Consider the following 16,735-nt stretch of genomic DNA (forward strand, 5'->3'; position numbering starts at 1 on the left):
TAGAGGATTATAATCTAAATAGTTTGATATTTCTGAAAAGTTTTAGTGCTTAAATTCTTATTTATCGGGCTAATTTAGTTAAGTGTTTTTCCAGATAAGAGATCCGTGTATTAAATGTAAAGTTTATATACAAAAATGGAACTTTACATTATTACAAATAAAGGAATTAATTACATTGGTTAGAAATGGGGAGGACAAAAAGAAGATGGACAAGAACATCCAAAAAAATAAGCTGAAAAAAGCAACTACTTTAGTGCTTGGAGCGGGATTGGTAACGAGTAGCTTATCAGCTTTCAATTTACCAACACATTCAACAGCACATGCTTCAACAAAAGCAACAGCAGTTCAGATTTTATCTAAACTTACAATTGCGCAAAGACAAGCATTAGAAAAGCTATCCTCAATTGAAAAGTCAGGACTTTTTTTGGACAAAAAAGTTAATTTGAAAAGTGCTGAAGCCGTTTCAGTAATTGTTCAATTTAAAAATAAGCCAGAGCATACGGCAGTGCTAGAGGCTGCTTTGGATGGGAAAAATTTAACTAGTAAACAAGCAAAACAAAATGTAAATGATGACCATACGACGTTTAATAATGATTTGAATTCTGTTTTTACGAAGGAATCTGATGGTTCATTTAAAGTGATTCGAGAATACAAAAATGCGTTTAACGGGGTTGCTTTAGAGGTACCGTCTAATAAAATTGAAAAGCTAATGAAGTCAAATGCTGTACAAGCGATATTCAGCAATACGACGATTAAGGCGGACCCTCCGAGTGAATTAGAAGCTATGCCATCATCAACTTCAGATGGTCAAGGAATGGCTGCGGAACTATCTTATCTTAATATTAATAAGTTACATAGTGAAGGGTATACCGGAAAAGGGGTAAAGGTAGCAGTAATTGATACTGGAGTTGACTATAATCACCCAGACATCAAAGCTGCTTTTAAAGGTGGATACGATTTCGTTGATAATGATAATGATCCAATGGAAACGACGTATCAAGACTATTTAAACTTTAAAAAAGCCAATCCTAGGACTACATTAAAAGCATCAGATTATGAAACTGAACATGGAACTCATGTATCAGGAACAATTGTAGGTCAAGGTAAAAATAATAGTCCATATTCTACGAACGGCATAGCCCCAGATGCGAATTTATATGTATACAGGGTATTAGGTCCTGGGGGATCTGGTTCTGATGAATCTGTAATGGCGGGTATTGACCAAGCTGTTGCTGACGGAATGAATGTAATGAACTTATCATTGGGTGCAGATTATAATGACCCTCTTTATCCGACAAGCATCGCGATTAATAATGCAGTTTTAAGTGGAGTCACAGCAGTAGTGGCAGCAGGAAATTCAGGAGACGGAATGTATACATTAGGTTCTCCTGGTAGCGCTTCATTAGCATTGACGGTCGGAGCAAGCGATGTGCCACAAGATATTCCAACAATGAAGGGGCATTTAGACACTTTGAATGTTGATATGAGGGGACTTGCAAAAGGCTGGACAGAAGATTTCTCTCTACTTCCGGGAAAAGAATTGACGATTGTGAAAGTTCCTAATTATGGAGCTGCAAATGACTATAAGAATATTAATCTACCGGCAAAAAGTTGGATTGCACTTGTTCAACGCGGTAACAATCAAACGATTAACGACAAGATTCTTCAGGCGAAGCTAAAAGGTGCAGCAGCAATACTCATTTTTGATAATGATCCGAAAGAAGGATATATGCCTTTTTATCTTGGTGAAGGAGTAGACTTTATTCCGTCATTCAATTTAACGAATGCAGATGGTCTTGCATTACAGCAAAAAATTGCAACTGGTAATACTAAATTCTCTTTTTCTGACTTGAGTAGTTTTACAATGCCAGGTGATACATTAGCGTCATTTAGTTCACGAGGTCCTTCACGAGTAACTTATGATATTAAACCTGAAATTACAGCTCCTGGTGTGAATGTATTATCAACTATCCCAGGATTTGTGCATAGCCCTGATAATCCATCAGACTATAGCACAGCTTATGAACGAATGAGTGGAACCTCAATGGCGACACCAAATGTAACTGGGATTTCAGCATTACTTTTACAAGCAAATCGAGATTTACAACCAGAGGATATAAAATCAATTTTAATGAATACAGCGGATCCTTTAAGTAATTCATACAGTGTATTTGAACAAGGTGCTGGAAGAGTAGACCCTTATAAGGCGATTCACTCTACAATTGAAATTAAAGTGAAAGAATCAACACCAATGATTAAAAATGGAAAAGAAAAGCAGATTAATATCGAAACAGGGGCGTTAAGTTTTGGTAACGCAATTTATACAGGATTAGACCTATCAAATACTCGTTCAATAACATTAATGAATAGAGGAGAAAAGTCCAAAACATTTAATGTACAAGTTAATTACCAGACAAATTTACGTGGTTCAAAAGATGCTAAAGCTAACGGAGTAACAGTACAAACTCCTTCTTCAGTAACTGTAAAAGGAATTAATCAAAAGAAAATCGATATTTCATTAAATATTCCAAAAACAGCTGAAAAAGGGATTTATGAAGGCTATGTTGTGTTTACAAATAATGAAAACCCTTCAGAAACTTATCGCGTACCATTTGGCGTGCATTATGTAGAGCAAGGTTTTCAAAGTTACTTTTATGACGTGAATACAACAACTACAGTTGCTAATCATTTAACTAGTTTAATATTTAATCCAGCAGTACCGGGACATTTCACTTTAAAGTCACATATGAGTTATCTATATGAAATGATCATGGATTCAAATGGCAATGAACTTGGGATCACAAATTATGGAGATGGAATTGGGATCGATGAAGGAGTTCAGTACGATACAACTTTTGACGGGACATATTATCCTTTTACAGGAGATGAAAACAATCCAATTGATTTCCATCCAGTAAAGGCACAAGAAGGTAATTACAAATTGGAAATGATCGGGTTTGATGACAAAGGAGTGCCATTTATTTCTCCTAGCTTCGATATGAATATAGACAACACAATACCAGATGCATTCGATATTCACTTACAAGGTGAACAAGAAGATAATCCATTTGTGGAGTATGAACCTGGTACGAAGAGCATCCCGTTTACGGCATTGCTTCACGATAAGGGTACTTCTGGGCAAGCGATTGACCAGTCAAAAAATTATTTGTTTTATTTCTATAACTCATACTCACCACTAGGGAGGGTTTCTCTTGATGGTGAAGGGAAAGCTCAAAGTGCATTCAATACTGATCCAAGTGGTAATTTAGTAGACTTAGAGTTTGAAGGAGTCGACCAAGCGAGTAATACATTTGGACGTAAATACTACTATTTGGTTCCAAACAATTATACTTACGTATACGCTAAGCCGAATGTTAAGCTTCGTCAAAGCACTGTATACACTCATATTGGCGATACAGTAACTTTCACTTTGACAGCAAATCATGTTAATAAGCTGAAACAGGCTGCTTACCGTTTTAATACAAATAATGCAAACACGATCGTGAAGAACATTAGTTTAAATCCAGCAGCGGCACAATTAGGTGGCACACTTTCAGTTACGTCTACTCCAACTGCAACTCAAGTTTCAAACAATGTAAAAGTGAACTTTAACGATCAAACAGGAGTAAATGGTAATATTCCAATGGTAGATGTGACAATTCAAATCCCGAACTTAACAGATTATGCCGATTCATCAAGTTTTACAAATGCAGTTTCATCTACTTTTACAAATGTAGACGGAACTGTTACAAGACCATTTAGTTGGACTCCTCCAATCGGTATCCTACCGAATTTCTCGCAAACTAATGGTTTAGTCTACCCAGAAGCATTTGCTGCAGATGCGAAAGGAAATCTTATTTCCTTAGACTATACAAAAATAGGTGCAAAAGTTACAGTAGTTGACAGCAAAGGGAACAAATATGATGGGGTTATGAACAAATACGGAGCATTTGCTGTAAGAGGATTACCAGTCACGCATGATCGCTTTACCGTTATCCAAGATATTCCTGGACATTTTACAACGTATAATCATGTCGACAATCTTTATAGGACTTTAGATGGCGTAGACTACGGAGAATATAAGACTTTAAGCTATCCAAATGATATCGATGAAGCAGCAGCCGGTGATGTCAATAAAGACAATGTAATTGACGTTTTAGATGCTCTAGTAATCCAAACGTACTTTGGAACAAAATTAGCTGATCAAGGATACAATAGAGATGCAGATATTAATGCAGACGGTGTAGTAGATTCAAAAGATTTTGCTTATGTTGAGAAAAATTATATGATGCAAAATCCGACCATTAAAAACGCACCGAAGCCTTTGAAGAAATTTAAAGGTAACACGATTGAAGATGTTAAGAAAGAATTAGGACTATAAGAACGAAAGCCGACAGCGATTTTTTATTACGCTGTCGGTATTTCTATTTCTACTTGAAATAGTAGTCTAGAAAACGAACAAGGAAATAATAAAGAAATGTCGAATTTTATAGGAAATATAATAATAGATATAAAGTAAGTAAGGACACACACGTTCTATCTATACTTCTGATGAAATAGTAAGTCTATGAGCAGACTATTGAATCGATGATCTAGTACATTTCTTGGAGGAAACAATAATTGAACATTCTATTTTTATGCACAGACAATTTTACCCGTAGTGTAATCGCTGAATACTGTATGACAGAATACTTAAAAAAAACGAATAATTGTTTAGTTAATGTAGCGTCTGCAGGAATTAGAGCAGACAGTGATATAAGTAAATATTCTTCATATCATTTTAAACTTTTGAATCAAATGGGCATTGATACTTCCACATTCAAACGAACACAATTTGATGAAAATTGTTTGAAAAAATTTGATATGGTTATTGGAATGAGTGAATTACATAAAGATTATGTGAAGGAACAATTTAACTTCGATATTCTATTATTTAACGAAGCATACAATGGTGAGCCGACACCCGTAAATATTGGAGAACCTAATAATGAAAACTTTTTAGAGGAAATGAATCAATTAGTTAACTATATTAATAATGCTGTTCCAACCTTATTAAATAACTTAAGTTTATCTAAACTGCAGATTTTAGGTTAAATGAAAGTTTTAATAAGAATATAATTAAAAATTAAATAATATAGTTTAACTATTTATACTCTTGAAAAAAGATTAAAATTTTATACTAAAAAAGTATCTATTAAAAAGGAATTTCACTTTGAAATTTCTTTTTTATTATATCCATTATAAAAAACGACAGGTTACTAGAATGCGAGATGATATAATATGGTTAAGCATGGGCATTAACATTCGGAGACATTTAAAAGTAAAATCTTTTTTGATATAGAAAAATAAAAGTGAGGAACATAAATGATAGAATTTAACGGAAAATACAATAATGGAAAAATCCTACTTGATTATGTGGATACAAATGTTATTACACAATTAAAAACGATATTAGATACGGAATGTTTTTCAAATTCAAACATCGTTGTTATGCCAGATTGCCATATATCTAGTGGCGGTGTAATGGTTGGTTTTACAATGACGTTGAATGATTATATTATTCCTTCAATCGTAGGAGTTGATATCGGGTGTGGTGTGAGTGCATATTATCTAGGTCGAATGAAAACAGTAAAGTCTGAAAAACTTGATAAGTTTATCCGAAAAAATATCCCAATTGGATCAAATATCCACGATGAACCAGTAATTGAACCTGAAGAGTTTGCTGAGGCAATTGAGAGACTTGGTTTAAATTATAATTACATAATGAGCAGTATTGCAACCCTTGGTGGTGGAAATCATTTTATCGAAATTGATAAAGATGAAAATAATCATTTTTGGCTCGTGATCCATACGGGTTCAAGACATTTTGGATTTGAAATTGCAAAACATCATATGAATATCGCAAAAGAAAATATGAAACAATTATTCGGAGAAAGCTATAAAGGTTTTGAATACTTATCTAAAAGAGAAGACAAAGATGCTTATTTAAAAGATCTTTCGATTGCGCAACACTTTGCTTCATTAAATCGTGAACAAATTGCGAAAATTATTATAGAAAAGTATTTTAAATTAGATTTTGACGGAATTAGGAAAATCGAATCAATACATAATTATATCGATCTTAAAAACAATATCTTAAGAAAAGGCGCAATTTCAGCTACTGAAGGCGAAGAAGTGATCATTCCTTTTAATATGGCATTTGGTTGTGCAGTTGGAAAAGGTAAAAGTTCAGGTGACTATAATTTTTCAGCACCACATGGGGCAGGGCGTATTATGAGCAGAACAGATGCAGCATATAAAGTAGACTTAGATATTTACCAAAAAGCGATGAAAGGTGTCTTTACAACATCGATCTACAAACATACAATTGATGAATCTCCAATGGTGTATAAAAAACCAAAATTAATACTTGAAAATATTACTGAACAGATTGATATCGAATTTTTTATGAAGCCGATTTACAATTTAAAAGCAGACAAATAACCTCACAATTATGTGAGTTTATTTGTCTTTTTTTTCTGTTAATCTTTAAAACTTATTAAATGTTTATTTTGACTTAATACTGGATTTGGATATTATTCATTTCTACTTTTGGTGTTGAGTATAATTTATATTAAGGCAATAGATCGATTTTGCCTTTAAATTTATTTGGTTATAGAAAATCTAAGTTATTTATATCTTGAATAATATTAAATAAATCATAACTCCTTAACAAATGGAGGAATATGTATGAATATGTTCAAGAATATAGTTCCACCAAAACCAGGCATTTCTCAACAGGGTGGTTGGATTATGAGTCAATCTTGGGAAAATGTATTATTCATGCATTGGCCAATTTCTGCTAAGTTATTACAAACTCATATTCCAAAAGAATTAACAATTGACACGTATGATGGAACGGCTTGGCTTGGCATTGTACTTTTTTCTACAAATGGGGTGTATCTACGTGGAATGCCCTCAATTTCTTTACTTCCTATATGCCCCGAAATAAATGTTAGAACGTACGTGAAATATAATGGGAAACCGGGTGTTTATTTTTTGTCGCTTGATGTTTCAAACTGGGTTTTATATACGATTGCAAAACATTGGTTTCACTTGTCTTATTTCCCTGCAAATATATCTTCTCAAAAAATAAAAAATATATTTCATTTTGAAAGTAAACGAATTAAATCTAAGAAAGAAATTATTCAATTTGATTGCAAATTTGAGACGAATTCAAATGACTATCTCGCTAAAGAAGATACTTTAGAGCATTGGCTTACAGAAAAATATTGTTTCTTTAGTAATGATCAAAAAGGAAATATTTATCGCTGTGACATTGATCATACTCAATGGACCCTACAAAATGTAGATCTAACTATTTCTATTAATACAATGTGTACACCTCTTAATTTTCGTCTACCTAACACAAGCCCAATTACTCATTTTTCTCCTGGAGTAGAAACGATTTTATGGAATATCAAAAAAATATAAGATTCTCATGACAAAAAGAAAGATTGTTACAGTTAATATCGATAATTTAATCTGACAGACATTCGATAGAGGGTATTTTACAATTTTCATAAGAATATTGTTCTCTTAATTTCTTTATCGCCATGGAGTTATTGGCACTTTTTTAGGTATTTAAGGGCTAGTTTACAATAGAAGTTTGATAGTTTTGAAATTAATCGAGATTTTGTCGATTTTTTTTATTGTGATTAATTTGAAGTAGGTCAATATGATTATTAGTAAAGGCATAAATTAAATGAAGTGGAATTTATAGGATAGTGCTTATTATTAGGAGGTGCGAAGTTGAAGATTGCTTTTTTTAGAAATCTAAACAAAGTAGAAACTTATGCTACAAATAAAAAACAAGTAAAATTGAATCTGCCGAATAAAGAAGATGCTAGTGTTTTATTTGGGCTAAGAAGAAAGTTTGAATTTGATACTCAGTGTTCGCGACCACCTCAAATTAGCGGCACCGTTGTAGCTTCAGTTACTTGTAACAGAGAGAAGGATATATCAATCTATTTTTATCCAATTTCTCAAAACATTTATCCTGAAAAAGCTAAATCACAATTTCATAATGATGTATTACCGGAACTAAAAAAATGGATTGAGAAGCAGTCATCAAAACCAGATACTGCGGTTTTAGGTGTTGAGGAATATATAATTGAATGGAATGGGAAAAACCATTTATTCCACCAAATTAAATTTTTATAAAATAAATCTAATTTTAAAGACGATAGGAGGGAGTTCTCTTATCGTTTTTATTTTTGGTTGCTTTTCGTCAAAAACTTAAAAAACTTAATTATTTTAAGTTTTTTAAGTTTTTATGTAGATATCTTTAAATTAATCTTATATACTATTTATAGACTTCTCATTTACATAGGGAATTGATAAAGGAGTTTCGGTAATGTATCAAGAACAAAGGCTAACTTTAATACTGAAGTATTTGGATTCAAATAAAGAGATTTTGTTAGAAGAAATATGTGAAATGCTGAGTGTTTCAAAAGATACAGCGAGAAGAGATCTCGTTAAGCTTGAAGAGCGTGGAGAGATTATGAGGATAAAAGGGGGAGCAACTCTTCCAACTAGTAATCGAGAATTAATTGATTATAAAGAAAGAGATCTAACTGAAGGAAAAGAAAAAATTGCAAAGAGGGCCTCATCGCTAATTCGCGAAAATAGTGATTTACTGATGGATACTTCATCAACCTGTGCACTAATGTCAAAATTTATGTTTGATAAGCAAGTGAATGTGATTACGAACTCAATTGATATAGTTGATTTATTAGGTGAATTTGATGAAATTAATACGTTCATGCTTCCAGGTAAATTTAATCGTAAAAATAGGAATTTAGTAGGCCCGAGGACATTGGAAACATTAAATGACTATAGAGTTGATCAACTTTTCCTTGGTGCATGCGGCATTAATGCTGAAGGATTAACATCCCCTGATGAAGAAGAAGCGTTTTTAAAGAAAAAAATGATAAGCTGTGCAAGACAAGTAGTTCTACTCGCGGATCATTCAAAGTTTGAAAAAATCTTTTTGCATAAAGTTTGTAATATAAAGGATATTGATGTAATTATTACCGACAAAGATCCCGATGAAGAATTTAAAAGAAACATAATTGAAAATAATATACATTTAATCGTAGTAGAGGAAGAAATGGAGCTGTTTTTAGATGAAAAAAATTAAGGTTGGTCTAGTTGGATATGGATTTTCAGGTGCTACATTTCATGCACCATTTATTAAAGCATTAGAGGAATTTGAATTGTCAAAAGTTGTTAGCTCAAAAAAAGAGGAAGTTCAAAAAGATTTAGGAGCAGTCGAAGTAGTAAGTGCTTTAGAGGATGTACTTGCAGATGAATTGATTGATTTAGTTGTCATAACCACTCCAAGTGGAATGCATTTTGAAATGGCTAAACAAAGTTTATTAGCTGGAAAGCACGTGATTTTAGAAAAGCCAATGGTAATACAGACATGGGAAGCAGAAGAACTAAACAAAATTGCTGAAGAAAAGAATTTACTTTTAAGCGTGTATCATAATAGAAGATGGGATAATGACTTTTTAACCGTTAAAAAGTTAATAAATGATGGTGTATTAGGAGAAATCAATACATACCAAGTTCATTTTGATCGATTTAGACCAGAAGTTAGAAATCGTTGGAGAGAACAACAAGGTCCTGGATCTGGTATGCTATATGATTTAGGTTCGCATTTAATTGATCAAGCTTTAAACCTTTTTGGACTGCCTCAATTCATTTCAGCAGATGTTTTTGCACAAAGAGCAAATGCCGAAACAGATGATTACTTCCATATCATATTAGGTTATGACAAGCTACGTGTAATTTTACATTCCGGTTCGATCATTCCTAGTAACGGACCACGTTTTCAAGTTCATGGTAATAAAGGTAGCTTTATAAAGTACGGAATCGATGGACAAGAAGCTGCACTAAAAGAAGGTGAAAATCCTACTGAACAAGGATGGGGAGATGATGTACCACAATTTTACGGTAAACTCTTCACTGTAGAAGGGGAAAAGGAAATGGAAGAAACGATTGTCACATTACCAGGCTCTTATACAACTTATTATAAGAAAATCGCTGAAAGCATTTTGGAAGGTAAAAAAGCCCCAGTTACAGGTGAAGAAGGCTTAAAAGTTATTAAAATTATTGAAGCAGCACTTAAAAGTAGTGAAGAAAAGAAAGTTATTTATCTATAATAGGGGGAAGTATGGACAAAAATATCCAAACAAAGCTTGAAGAAGTAAGAAAACAGGAAGAAAATCTAATCTTTAAAAATTTTTCTAATAAAGATGCATTAGAAATTGGATTGTCAATTATTGAATCAGCTAAAAGTCTTGAAAAACCAATTGCTATAAATATAGTGAAAAACGGTCAAACGGTATTCCATTATGCAATGGATTATACTGCTCCAGACCAAGATATATGGATTAAACGAAAATCAAATGTTGTTTTACGTCATCATTGTAGCTCTTATTATATGAGGCTTTACAATGAAATGAAAAATCGCTCATATTATGATTTTTATTCAGCTAGTCCATTTGAATTTGCAACGCATGGTGGAGCATTTCCAATTAAAATTGAAGGTTCAGGAGTAATTGGTGTGATTACTGTCTCGGGCTTAGCTCAGGAAGATGATCATAATCTGATCGTTGAGGCATTAACTAATTTCCTTAATAAATCGATTGTATAATAGAATATAAATCCCTTACAAAGGAGTCGAAATTTCGGCTCCTTTATTATTGCTTAGTAAAAATTTGCTTTAATTTAATAACAAATCGTGTCGAATTTTATAATGGGATTCTAAAGTTATTGATAGAATAAGCTTAAAATAACCCGATTGACGCTTACTATTAAAGTAATAGATAATTTTATTAAACTTTTAATCAAGTAAAAATTTATTACTTAAAGGTAGGTTGTTATGAAAAAATTAGACATGATACTTTTAATTATTATTTGCATTTTTTCAGTGATCATATACACCTCAATGAATGGGAAAATTAGCAATGTATTAATTTGTCTAATACTTTTTATTTTTGGCTGTAGTGTTGGAATGATAAATAGATTAATATCTAAGGATCGAAAGAAATAACATAAGCTTTTTTTATGAATTGTATTCGAGCGGACATATTTATTGACCGGAATGCAAATTTTCCATGAAGAGTTCAATTCTATATAAATAGCATTCATAAAAAAAGTGCTTTGTAGGGATCGTAATCCAAAAAAAAGCGAGAGAATAATTGTTAAAACTTACCATTTTCATTTTCCTTTCATAATTCTATGGGATTATTAATTGTATTTAAATTAAATATGAAAGGGAATGATATGTAGAATGACAACTGCAAAAGAAATTGTAAAATCGTCTGTTAGCAAAATTCCTCAATTGACACTATTGTTTTGGATTATGAAGATTGCTGCAACAACACTAGGAGAAACAGGTAGTGATTTGGTTACTGTACCTGGAGCGGAAGATAATTATTTAACCCCTTTTCTGTTTTTCGTGGGGATATTTGCTGTCTTTTTAATTATTCAATTGATTGTTAAGAAATATGTTCCATCAGTCTATTGGACTGTAATTCTATCTACTAGTCTTGCTGGTACAGCATTTTCTGATTATATGGATCGTTCATTAGGTTTAGGTTATATGAAGGGTTCACTTATACTAATAAGCTTATTAGCTATCATTTTTATATTTTGGTATTTTACTGAACCAACATTAAATGTTAAAAATATTGCAACGAAGAGGGTAGAGGTTCTATATTGGATAGCTATTCTTGTGTCTAATACTTTAGGCACAGCCGCAGGTGATTTTTTATCACACAAATCTGAAGGAGTAGGTACACTAGCAGGTGGAGGAAGTTACCTAGAACATGGATTAGGACTAACTATTGCTCAAGGGGCTATGCTTACTGGTGGATTAATATTAATAATCCTTTTAGCGTATTGGTTTACAAACTTAAATAGAGTGTTTTTATTTTGGGTAGCATTCGTTTTGACAAGACCGTTCGGAGCAACTTTCGGAGATTTCTTAATTAAACCTCAAGAAAAAGGTGGATTAGGCTTAGCAAATGGAACACAAATTGCCTCTGCTATACTATTGGTTATTCTTTTAGTCTGTATTATCATCCAAGTTATTACGAATAAATCAAAAGTACATAAAGCTAATATTCAAGTAAATTAGTACGAATTACACCAGTTTTTTAAAATAAGAGATGGGAAGAACGTAAGAAAGTGACTTCCCATCTCTTATTTTATTTGTGGAGTAGATAAAAAAAAGAGCTGCCAAAGCAACTCATTTTATCTCTTTTAAATCCAACCATTCAGAATATGTTAAAATGTTGAGCTCTTCTTTTTTGCTTACTACATAATTAACAATCGTTTTAAACTTTTCAGGATCAAAATTCATTTGTGCTTTATCAGCTTTTTTATCAAACCGATGATTCGTAAATACAATTGTTTGTTTCGATTGAATTGCTAAATCAATCTGATTCTTAACCCATGAAATATCAGTACTAGGAAGTAAATTGATTGTACGCACTTCATATTTTTTGATATCGTTTGTTTGAATTCCATCCTTAATGGTTCGAGCACTTCGGTAATGTTCTTCCTGTAGGAGTTTCAGAGTTTCTTGATTAAAAGAACCGTATGGATAAACTGCAATATTACTTGCTCTTTTAAAACAATGTCCATTTAACCATTTACGTGCATCATTTAATTCTTTTTTTTGTTTTTGCTTATTTAAATTTGCTAAATGTCGATGTGAATTTGTATGGTTCATCAAGTCCCAACCTGATGAATATAAGGTATTTAATTGACTTAATGACATATATCCTTCAGTACCAACTTTTGTTGGTATGACAGCTATACTTCCTTTTATCCCTTTATCTTTTAAAATTTGAAACCCTTTAGTAAATTGAGTTTCCCACCCATCATCCATTGTAAAAATAATATTAGCTTTATTTTGTTGTTTTTGAATATTTTGTGGTGTTTGTTTCAAAGGTTTACACTTATAAGTTTGAAGTAAGTTATTTTGTTGTATTGGTTCTGACAAATAAGATGCACTACTCTTCATAAATGGGTATGCAATCATGAATGATGAAATAAGAATTGCATATACAATAACAAGTTTTTTATCCAACCTTCACCATTCCTTTATCCTTTTCTAAATCATAAACCCTCCCGGATCTTGAAACCTTGTTCCAATCGTTCCGGTTAATAAAATATGAAACTGTACCAATTAGTACGAAAAATAGCGTTACAAAACGGTAGACAAATAAGTCTAAAATAATTGTGATCGCTAAACGTATCATTTCTTTCCCTTTAAATTCAACCCCGTAATAGCGTGCTAAATACAAAGCAAATAGACTGTAAATTAAATTTAGAGATACGACTCCAAGCAAATAGATTAGTAGGAGACTTTGAGCATGTTTTAAATTTGTGAAGAACATATAACCTAAATTGAAAATCGTAAAATAAATTGCAACTGTACCTAAAATAAACGAATCAATTAGCATAAAGAAAGAAACAGTACGGAACAAAAATGTCTTTATAAGCATCGGAAAATAATAAACGATACAGTCAATAAAAGCCTTTTGCCAACGAATCCTTTGTTTAAATAAATCCTTCCAGGTTTCCGGACATTCGGTATAACAAACTGCATTTGGCACAAATACCAAACGCAAGCCAGGATTTTTTAAAATGTATTGTTGAAATTTTAAAGTAATGTCGATATCTTCGCCTAAAGTCTTTCTGTATCCACCAACTTTGAGCAAAATTTCTCTATTAAAAACCCCGAATGCACCAGAAATAACTGAGAGTGCATCGAATTTAGCAAGTGAAACTCTATTAATATAGAATCCTTTTATGAATTCAAAAACTTGAAATCGAATGACATGATTTACGGATAAAGTGCGTTCGACTTTCTTTTCCTTAAATCGAACTCCTTGAAGTGGGTGCACCATTCCACCTGCTGCAATTACATTATCATCTTGAAATACTTCATTTAACACTTGTAATGCATTTTCAGCAAGAATACTATCTGCATCTAAAGTTACTACTAATTCATTTTTTGAATACATTATTCCAGCGTTTAATGCGTCATGTTTACCACCATTGAGTTTGTCAATTACGTAAACGTTAGGGAAAACAGTAGACTTATAGAAGTTTTTGATTTCATTACTTTTTAACTGATTGGATATTTTTCGATCTTCCGGTACAAGACGTAGTAGTTCATGTAAGATTTTCATTGTATTATCTTGGGATCCATCGTTTATATAAATAACTTCTTTTGCTGAGTAATCTAATATCTTCATACCTTTTATAGCTGTTTCGATTATACTTTCTTCGTTATAACATGGAATGAGAATGCTAATCCTTTTATTTTTTCGTACTTGATTATGTATTATTTTCTTACGTTTTAAAAAAATGGGAAGAGCATTAATCATATGTAAGAGAGGAAAAAAGGTACATAAGAATAATATGAGTATTGTAACAAATTGCATAATAAAATCTCCTTAAAACTAGTATCTTAGTTTCGTATTCATGCTAGTTATATTTAATTAAATTACCAAGATTGAATGATAACGATCAATCGTTCGTAAAAAAAATAATTTCAATTACTAAAATAAACATAAGATATATCTTAACGGGATTTTATAATTATTCATATGAATTTTTTAGAACAATTTATTTCAATATGAAGTCTATTAATACAAATATTAAAATGTCTATTAAATTATATTTAGAAAAAATAGCGTGAAATTGTAAAACGTTACCTATTGAATAAATTAGAAAAAAATGAGGCAAGTTTATTTTTTGTAATGTGTATTTTTAAATAAAATAAATAGTTTAAGAAAAAAAGTAATTTCACGTACCGTAATTTATTTGAATACTTTAAAATAATAAAATCGATAATATTGTGTACTTATGTTTCAAGTCCTTTAAGATTTCATTTAAAGAAAATGGAACATAAAAAACTTCAACGCTATAATTAACAATCGCTTTACAGTAAATATTTTTGTTGTTTTTAATTAAACAAAGAAAAACGATATGTAATTCCGGTTACTTTTGAATCAAAGCACTCTTTTGAATAGATAAAAGCAAATAGATTTACTGGAGTGAGTTTATAGATATGCATTGTCAAGATACAAGTGGATGCAGCCAACACGCTGATTTTCTTTACTTTTCTTATATGGAGCAAACAGAATAAATTTTGTAGTGTCTTTTATTTGATAGGATCCCAAATCTGATATTCACATAAATACAATAAATTACTGTTAAAGAAATACACTAGCAAGCTTACTCAGCTCCGAAGAATTTCGTGAATTCAATCATTAGAGGTTCAAGTCAACCATTGAGTAGGGATTACTTTGAGTATTAGAATTGAAGATAGTGTTTTAAAAATTAATTGAAACTTCGTAAAGATTCATGGTTCTTTTAAAATAAACCAGCCGAGAACTTAATAAAAAGCCTCGGCGGTTTTTTTTAAAATAATAGGTTTTAAAAATGAGCTGTTAAGTATTATCTAACAAATAATCCTACGATTGTTCCAGTTAAAACTGAACCTAATGTAGCAACTAATAAAACTTTTAAACCAATTTTAGCAAAAAGCTCTGATTGTTTTTTATCAATCGCAGCAATCGCACCGTATATAATACCAATTGAAGAAAAATTTGCGAATGATACTAAGAATGCTGACACAATCGCAACGGTTTTCGTCGATAATTTAGGGATGAGTTTTTGGAAGTCAAGCATCGCTACAAACTCATTTGCAGCAACTTTTGTTCCCATTATTGATCCTGAACGTACTAGTTCATGAGTTGGGATTCCCATTATGTACGCAACTGGAGCGAATACATATCCTAATATCTCAGTAAATGTCATTCCGAAAATTGAATTGAAAACGAAATTAATCATAGCTAGTAAACCAATATAAGTTATTAGCATTGCACCAACAATTAGTGCAACTTTACCACCATCAAGAGCACCGTTACCTATTGCCTCAAATAATGATTTTTCTTTAATCATGTCTTTAACATTAATTTCTTCATCTTGTTCTGATGTAACAGGACTTACCATTGATGATAGTATTAAACCTGAGAACACATTAATCGGTAGTGCAACTAGTACATATTCTGGAGGAATCATTTGCATATAAGCACCTAAAATTGAACATGAAACTGCTACTAATGAAGACGTTACAACTACGAATAAACGGTTAGGTGTCAGTTTGTGTAATTCGGATTTTACTGAAAGAATGGCAGTTGTATCACCGAAAACCATACTATTTACCGCAACAAAAGATTCAATCTTTGGTAATCCAGTTACTTTAGCAACTGCACCACCAATGTATCTAATTGCTAATGGAAGTATTCGTGTATAAGTTAAAATTGATAATAATGAAGATACGAAGACAATCATCATTAATACGTTAATCCAGAAATAACCTTTTGTTGATAAATCACCGAATACGAAAGCAATACCTTCATTACCAAATGATAAAACTTTATTAAAGAATGCAACAATCTTTTTAAGAACCGTTTGTCCAATGGATGTATTGAGCATAAACCAAGCTAAAATTAATTGGACAACTAACATAATGATTACGGCTTTATAATTAATATTCTTTTTATCATTCGACATTGACCAGGAAATAGCAAGTAAGAGAATGATGCCGATAATTGCAATTATATATGTCATTAATTTTCCTCCAAACTACAAAATGTAG

12 protein-coding genes are annotated in these 16,735 nt (G+C 31.8%); 9 read left to right on the forward strand and 3 right to left on the reverse strand.

Translation table 11 applies throughout. From position 1 onward, the window contains the following. Window positions 1-205: 205 nt before the first annotated feature. From CN601_RS24195 to CN601_RS24235, 9 genes are all read left to right on the forward strand, one after another. Entirely contained in the window at window positions 206-4,381 is a 4,176-nt protein-coding gene (locus CN601_RS24195; RefSeq protein WP_098172581.1) for a S8 family serine peptidase, read from the forward strand. 239 nt (window positions 4,382-4,620) lie between these two features. Then, on the forward strand, window positions 4,621-5,094 hold the full coding sequence (locus CN601_RS24200; protein WP_098172582.1) for an arsenate reductase/protein-tyrosine-phosphatase family protein: 474 nt from the start codon (window positions 4,621-4,623) through the stop codon (window positions 5,092-5,094). Between the two features lie 270 nt (window positions 5,095-5,364). Next, window positions 5,365-6,483, forward strand: a complete 1,119-nt coding sequence (locus CN601_RS24205) for an RtcB family protein (protein ID WP_098172583.1) — start codon at window positions 5,365-5,367, stop codon at window positions 6,481-6,483. 246 nt (window positions 6,484-6,729) lie between these two features. Further along, window positions 6,730-7,473 (forward strand): YqjF family protein, encoded by a 744-nt coding sequence (locus tag CN601_RS24210; protein ID WP_257131809.1) that lies wholly within the window; start codon window positions 6,730-6,732, stop codon window positions 7,471-7,473. Between the two features lie 318 nt (window positions 7,474-7,791). Continuing rightward, the gene (locus CN601_RS24215; RefSeq protein ID WP_098118246.1) at window positions 7,792-8,202 is read left to right on the forward strand and encodes a hypothetical protein; all 411 of its coding nucleotides are present in this window, start codon (window positions 7,792-7,794) and stop codon (window positions 8,200-8,202) included. A 193-nt stretch (window positions 8,203-8,395) separates the two neighbouring features. Beyond that, window positions 8,396-9,181, forward strand: a complete 786-nt coding sequence (locus tag CN601_RS24220; RefSeq protein ID WP_098118247.1) for a DeoR/GlpR family DNA-binding transcription regulator — start codon at window positions 8,396-8,398, stop codon at window positions 9,179-9,181. Then, window positions 9,168-10,208: an oxidoreductase gene (locus CN601_RS24225; protein ID WP_098172584.1), complete on the forward strand. Its 1,041-nt coding sequence runs from the start codon at window positions 9,168-9,170 to the stop codon at window positions 10,206-10,208. Before CN601_RS24220 ends, CN601_RS24225 begins: the two co-directional genes overlap by 14 nt. Before the next feature lie 11 nt (window positions 10,209-10,219). Next, on the forward strand, window positions 10,220-10,702 hold the full coding sequence (locus CN601_RS24230; protein WP_098118249.1) for a heme-degrading domain-containing protein: 483 nt from the start codon (window positions 10,220-10,222) through the stop codon (window positions 10,700-10,702). Between the two features lie 639 nt (window positions 10,703-11,341). Beyond that, window positions 11,342-12,190 (forward strand): COG4705 family protein, encoded by an 849-nt coding sequence (locus CN601_RS24235; protein WP_098172585.1) that lies wholly within the window; start codon window positions 11,342-11,344, stop codon window positions 12,188-12,190. Window positions 12,191-12,301: 111 nt separating this feature from the next. Here CN601_RS24235 and CN601_RS24240 read toward each other — a convergent pair whose 3' ends face one another. The 3 genes from CN601_RS24240 to CN601_RS24250 form a co-directional block, all read right to left on the reverse strand. Continuing rightward, the gene (locus tag CN601_RS24240) at window positions 12,302-13,147 is read right to left on the reverse strand and encodes a polysaccharide deacetylase family protein (RefSeq protein WP_098172586.1); all 846 of its coding nucleotides are present in this window, start codon (window positions 13,145-13,147) and stop codon (window positions 12,302-12,304) included. Continuing rightward, window positions 13,140-14,510: a glycosyltransferase family 2 protein gene (locus CN601_RS24245; RefSeq protein WP_098172587.1), complete on the reverse strand. Its 1,371-nt coding sequence runs from the start codon at window positions 14,508-14,510 to the stop codon at window positions 13,140-13,142. The genes CN601_RS24240 and CN601_RS24245 overlap by 8 nt, the downstream gene beginning before the upstream one ends. 1,018 nt (window positions 14,511-15,528) lie before the next feature. Continuing rightward, window positions 15,529-16,707, reverse strand: a complete 1,179-nt coding sequence (locus CN601_RS24250) for a NupC/NupG family nucleoside CNT transporter (protein WP_098118253.1) — start codon at window positions 16,705-16,707, stop codon at window positions 15,529-15,531. Window positions 16,708-16,735: the final 28 nt, after the last annotated feature.

This window comes from Bacillus sp. AFS017336, from assembly GCF_002555445.1.
In the GTDB taxonomy this organism is placed as follows: domain Bacteria; phylum Bacillota; class Bacilli; order Bacillales; family Bacillaceae_G; genus Gottfriedia.

Coding starts and splice junctions, on each gene's coding strand:
- CN601_RS24195 (WP_098172581.1), top strand. CDS start 206: ATGGACAAGAACATCCAAAAAAATAAGCTGAAAAAAGCAACTACTTTA.
- CN601_RS24250 (WP_098118253.1), bottom strand. CDS start 16,707: ATGACATATATAATTGCAATTATCGGCATCATTCTCTTACTTGCTATT.
- CN601_RS24205 (WP_098172583.1), top strand. CDS start 5,365: ATGATAGAATTTAACGGAAAATACAATAATGGAAAAATCCTACTTGAT.
- CN601_RS24230 (WP_098118249.1), top strand. CDS start 10,220: ATGGACAAAAATATCCAAACAAAGCTTGAAGAAGTAAGAAAACAGGAA.
- CN601_RS24210 (WP_257131809.1), top strand. CDS start 6,730: ATGAATATGTTCAAGAATATAGTTCCACCAAAACCAGGCATTTCTCAA.
- CN601_RS24235 (WP_098172585.1), top strand. CDS start 11,342: ATGACAACTGCAAAAGAAATTGTAAAATCGTCTGTTAGCAAAATTCCT.
- CN601_RS24225 (WP_098172584.1), top strand. CDS start 9,168: ATGAAAAAAATTAAGGTTGGTCTAGTTGGATATGGATTTTCAGGTGCT.
- CN601_RS24220 (WP_098118247.1), top strand. CDS start 8,396: ATGTATCAAGAACAAAGGCTAACTTTAATACTGAAGTATTTGGATTCA.
- CN601_RS24245 (WP_098172587.1), bottom strand. CDS start 14,510: ATGCAATTTGTTACAATACTCATATTATTCTTATGTACCTTTTTTCCT.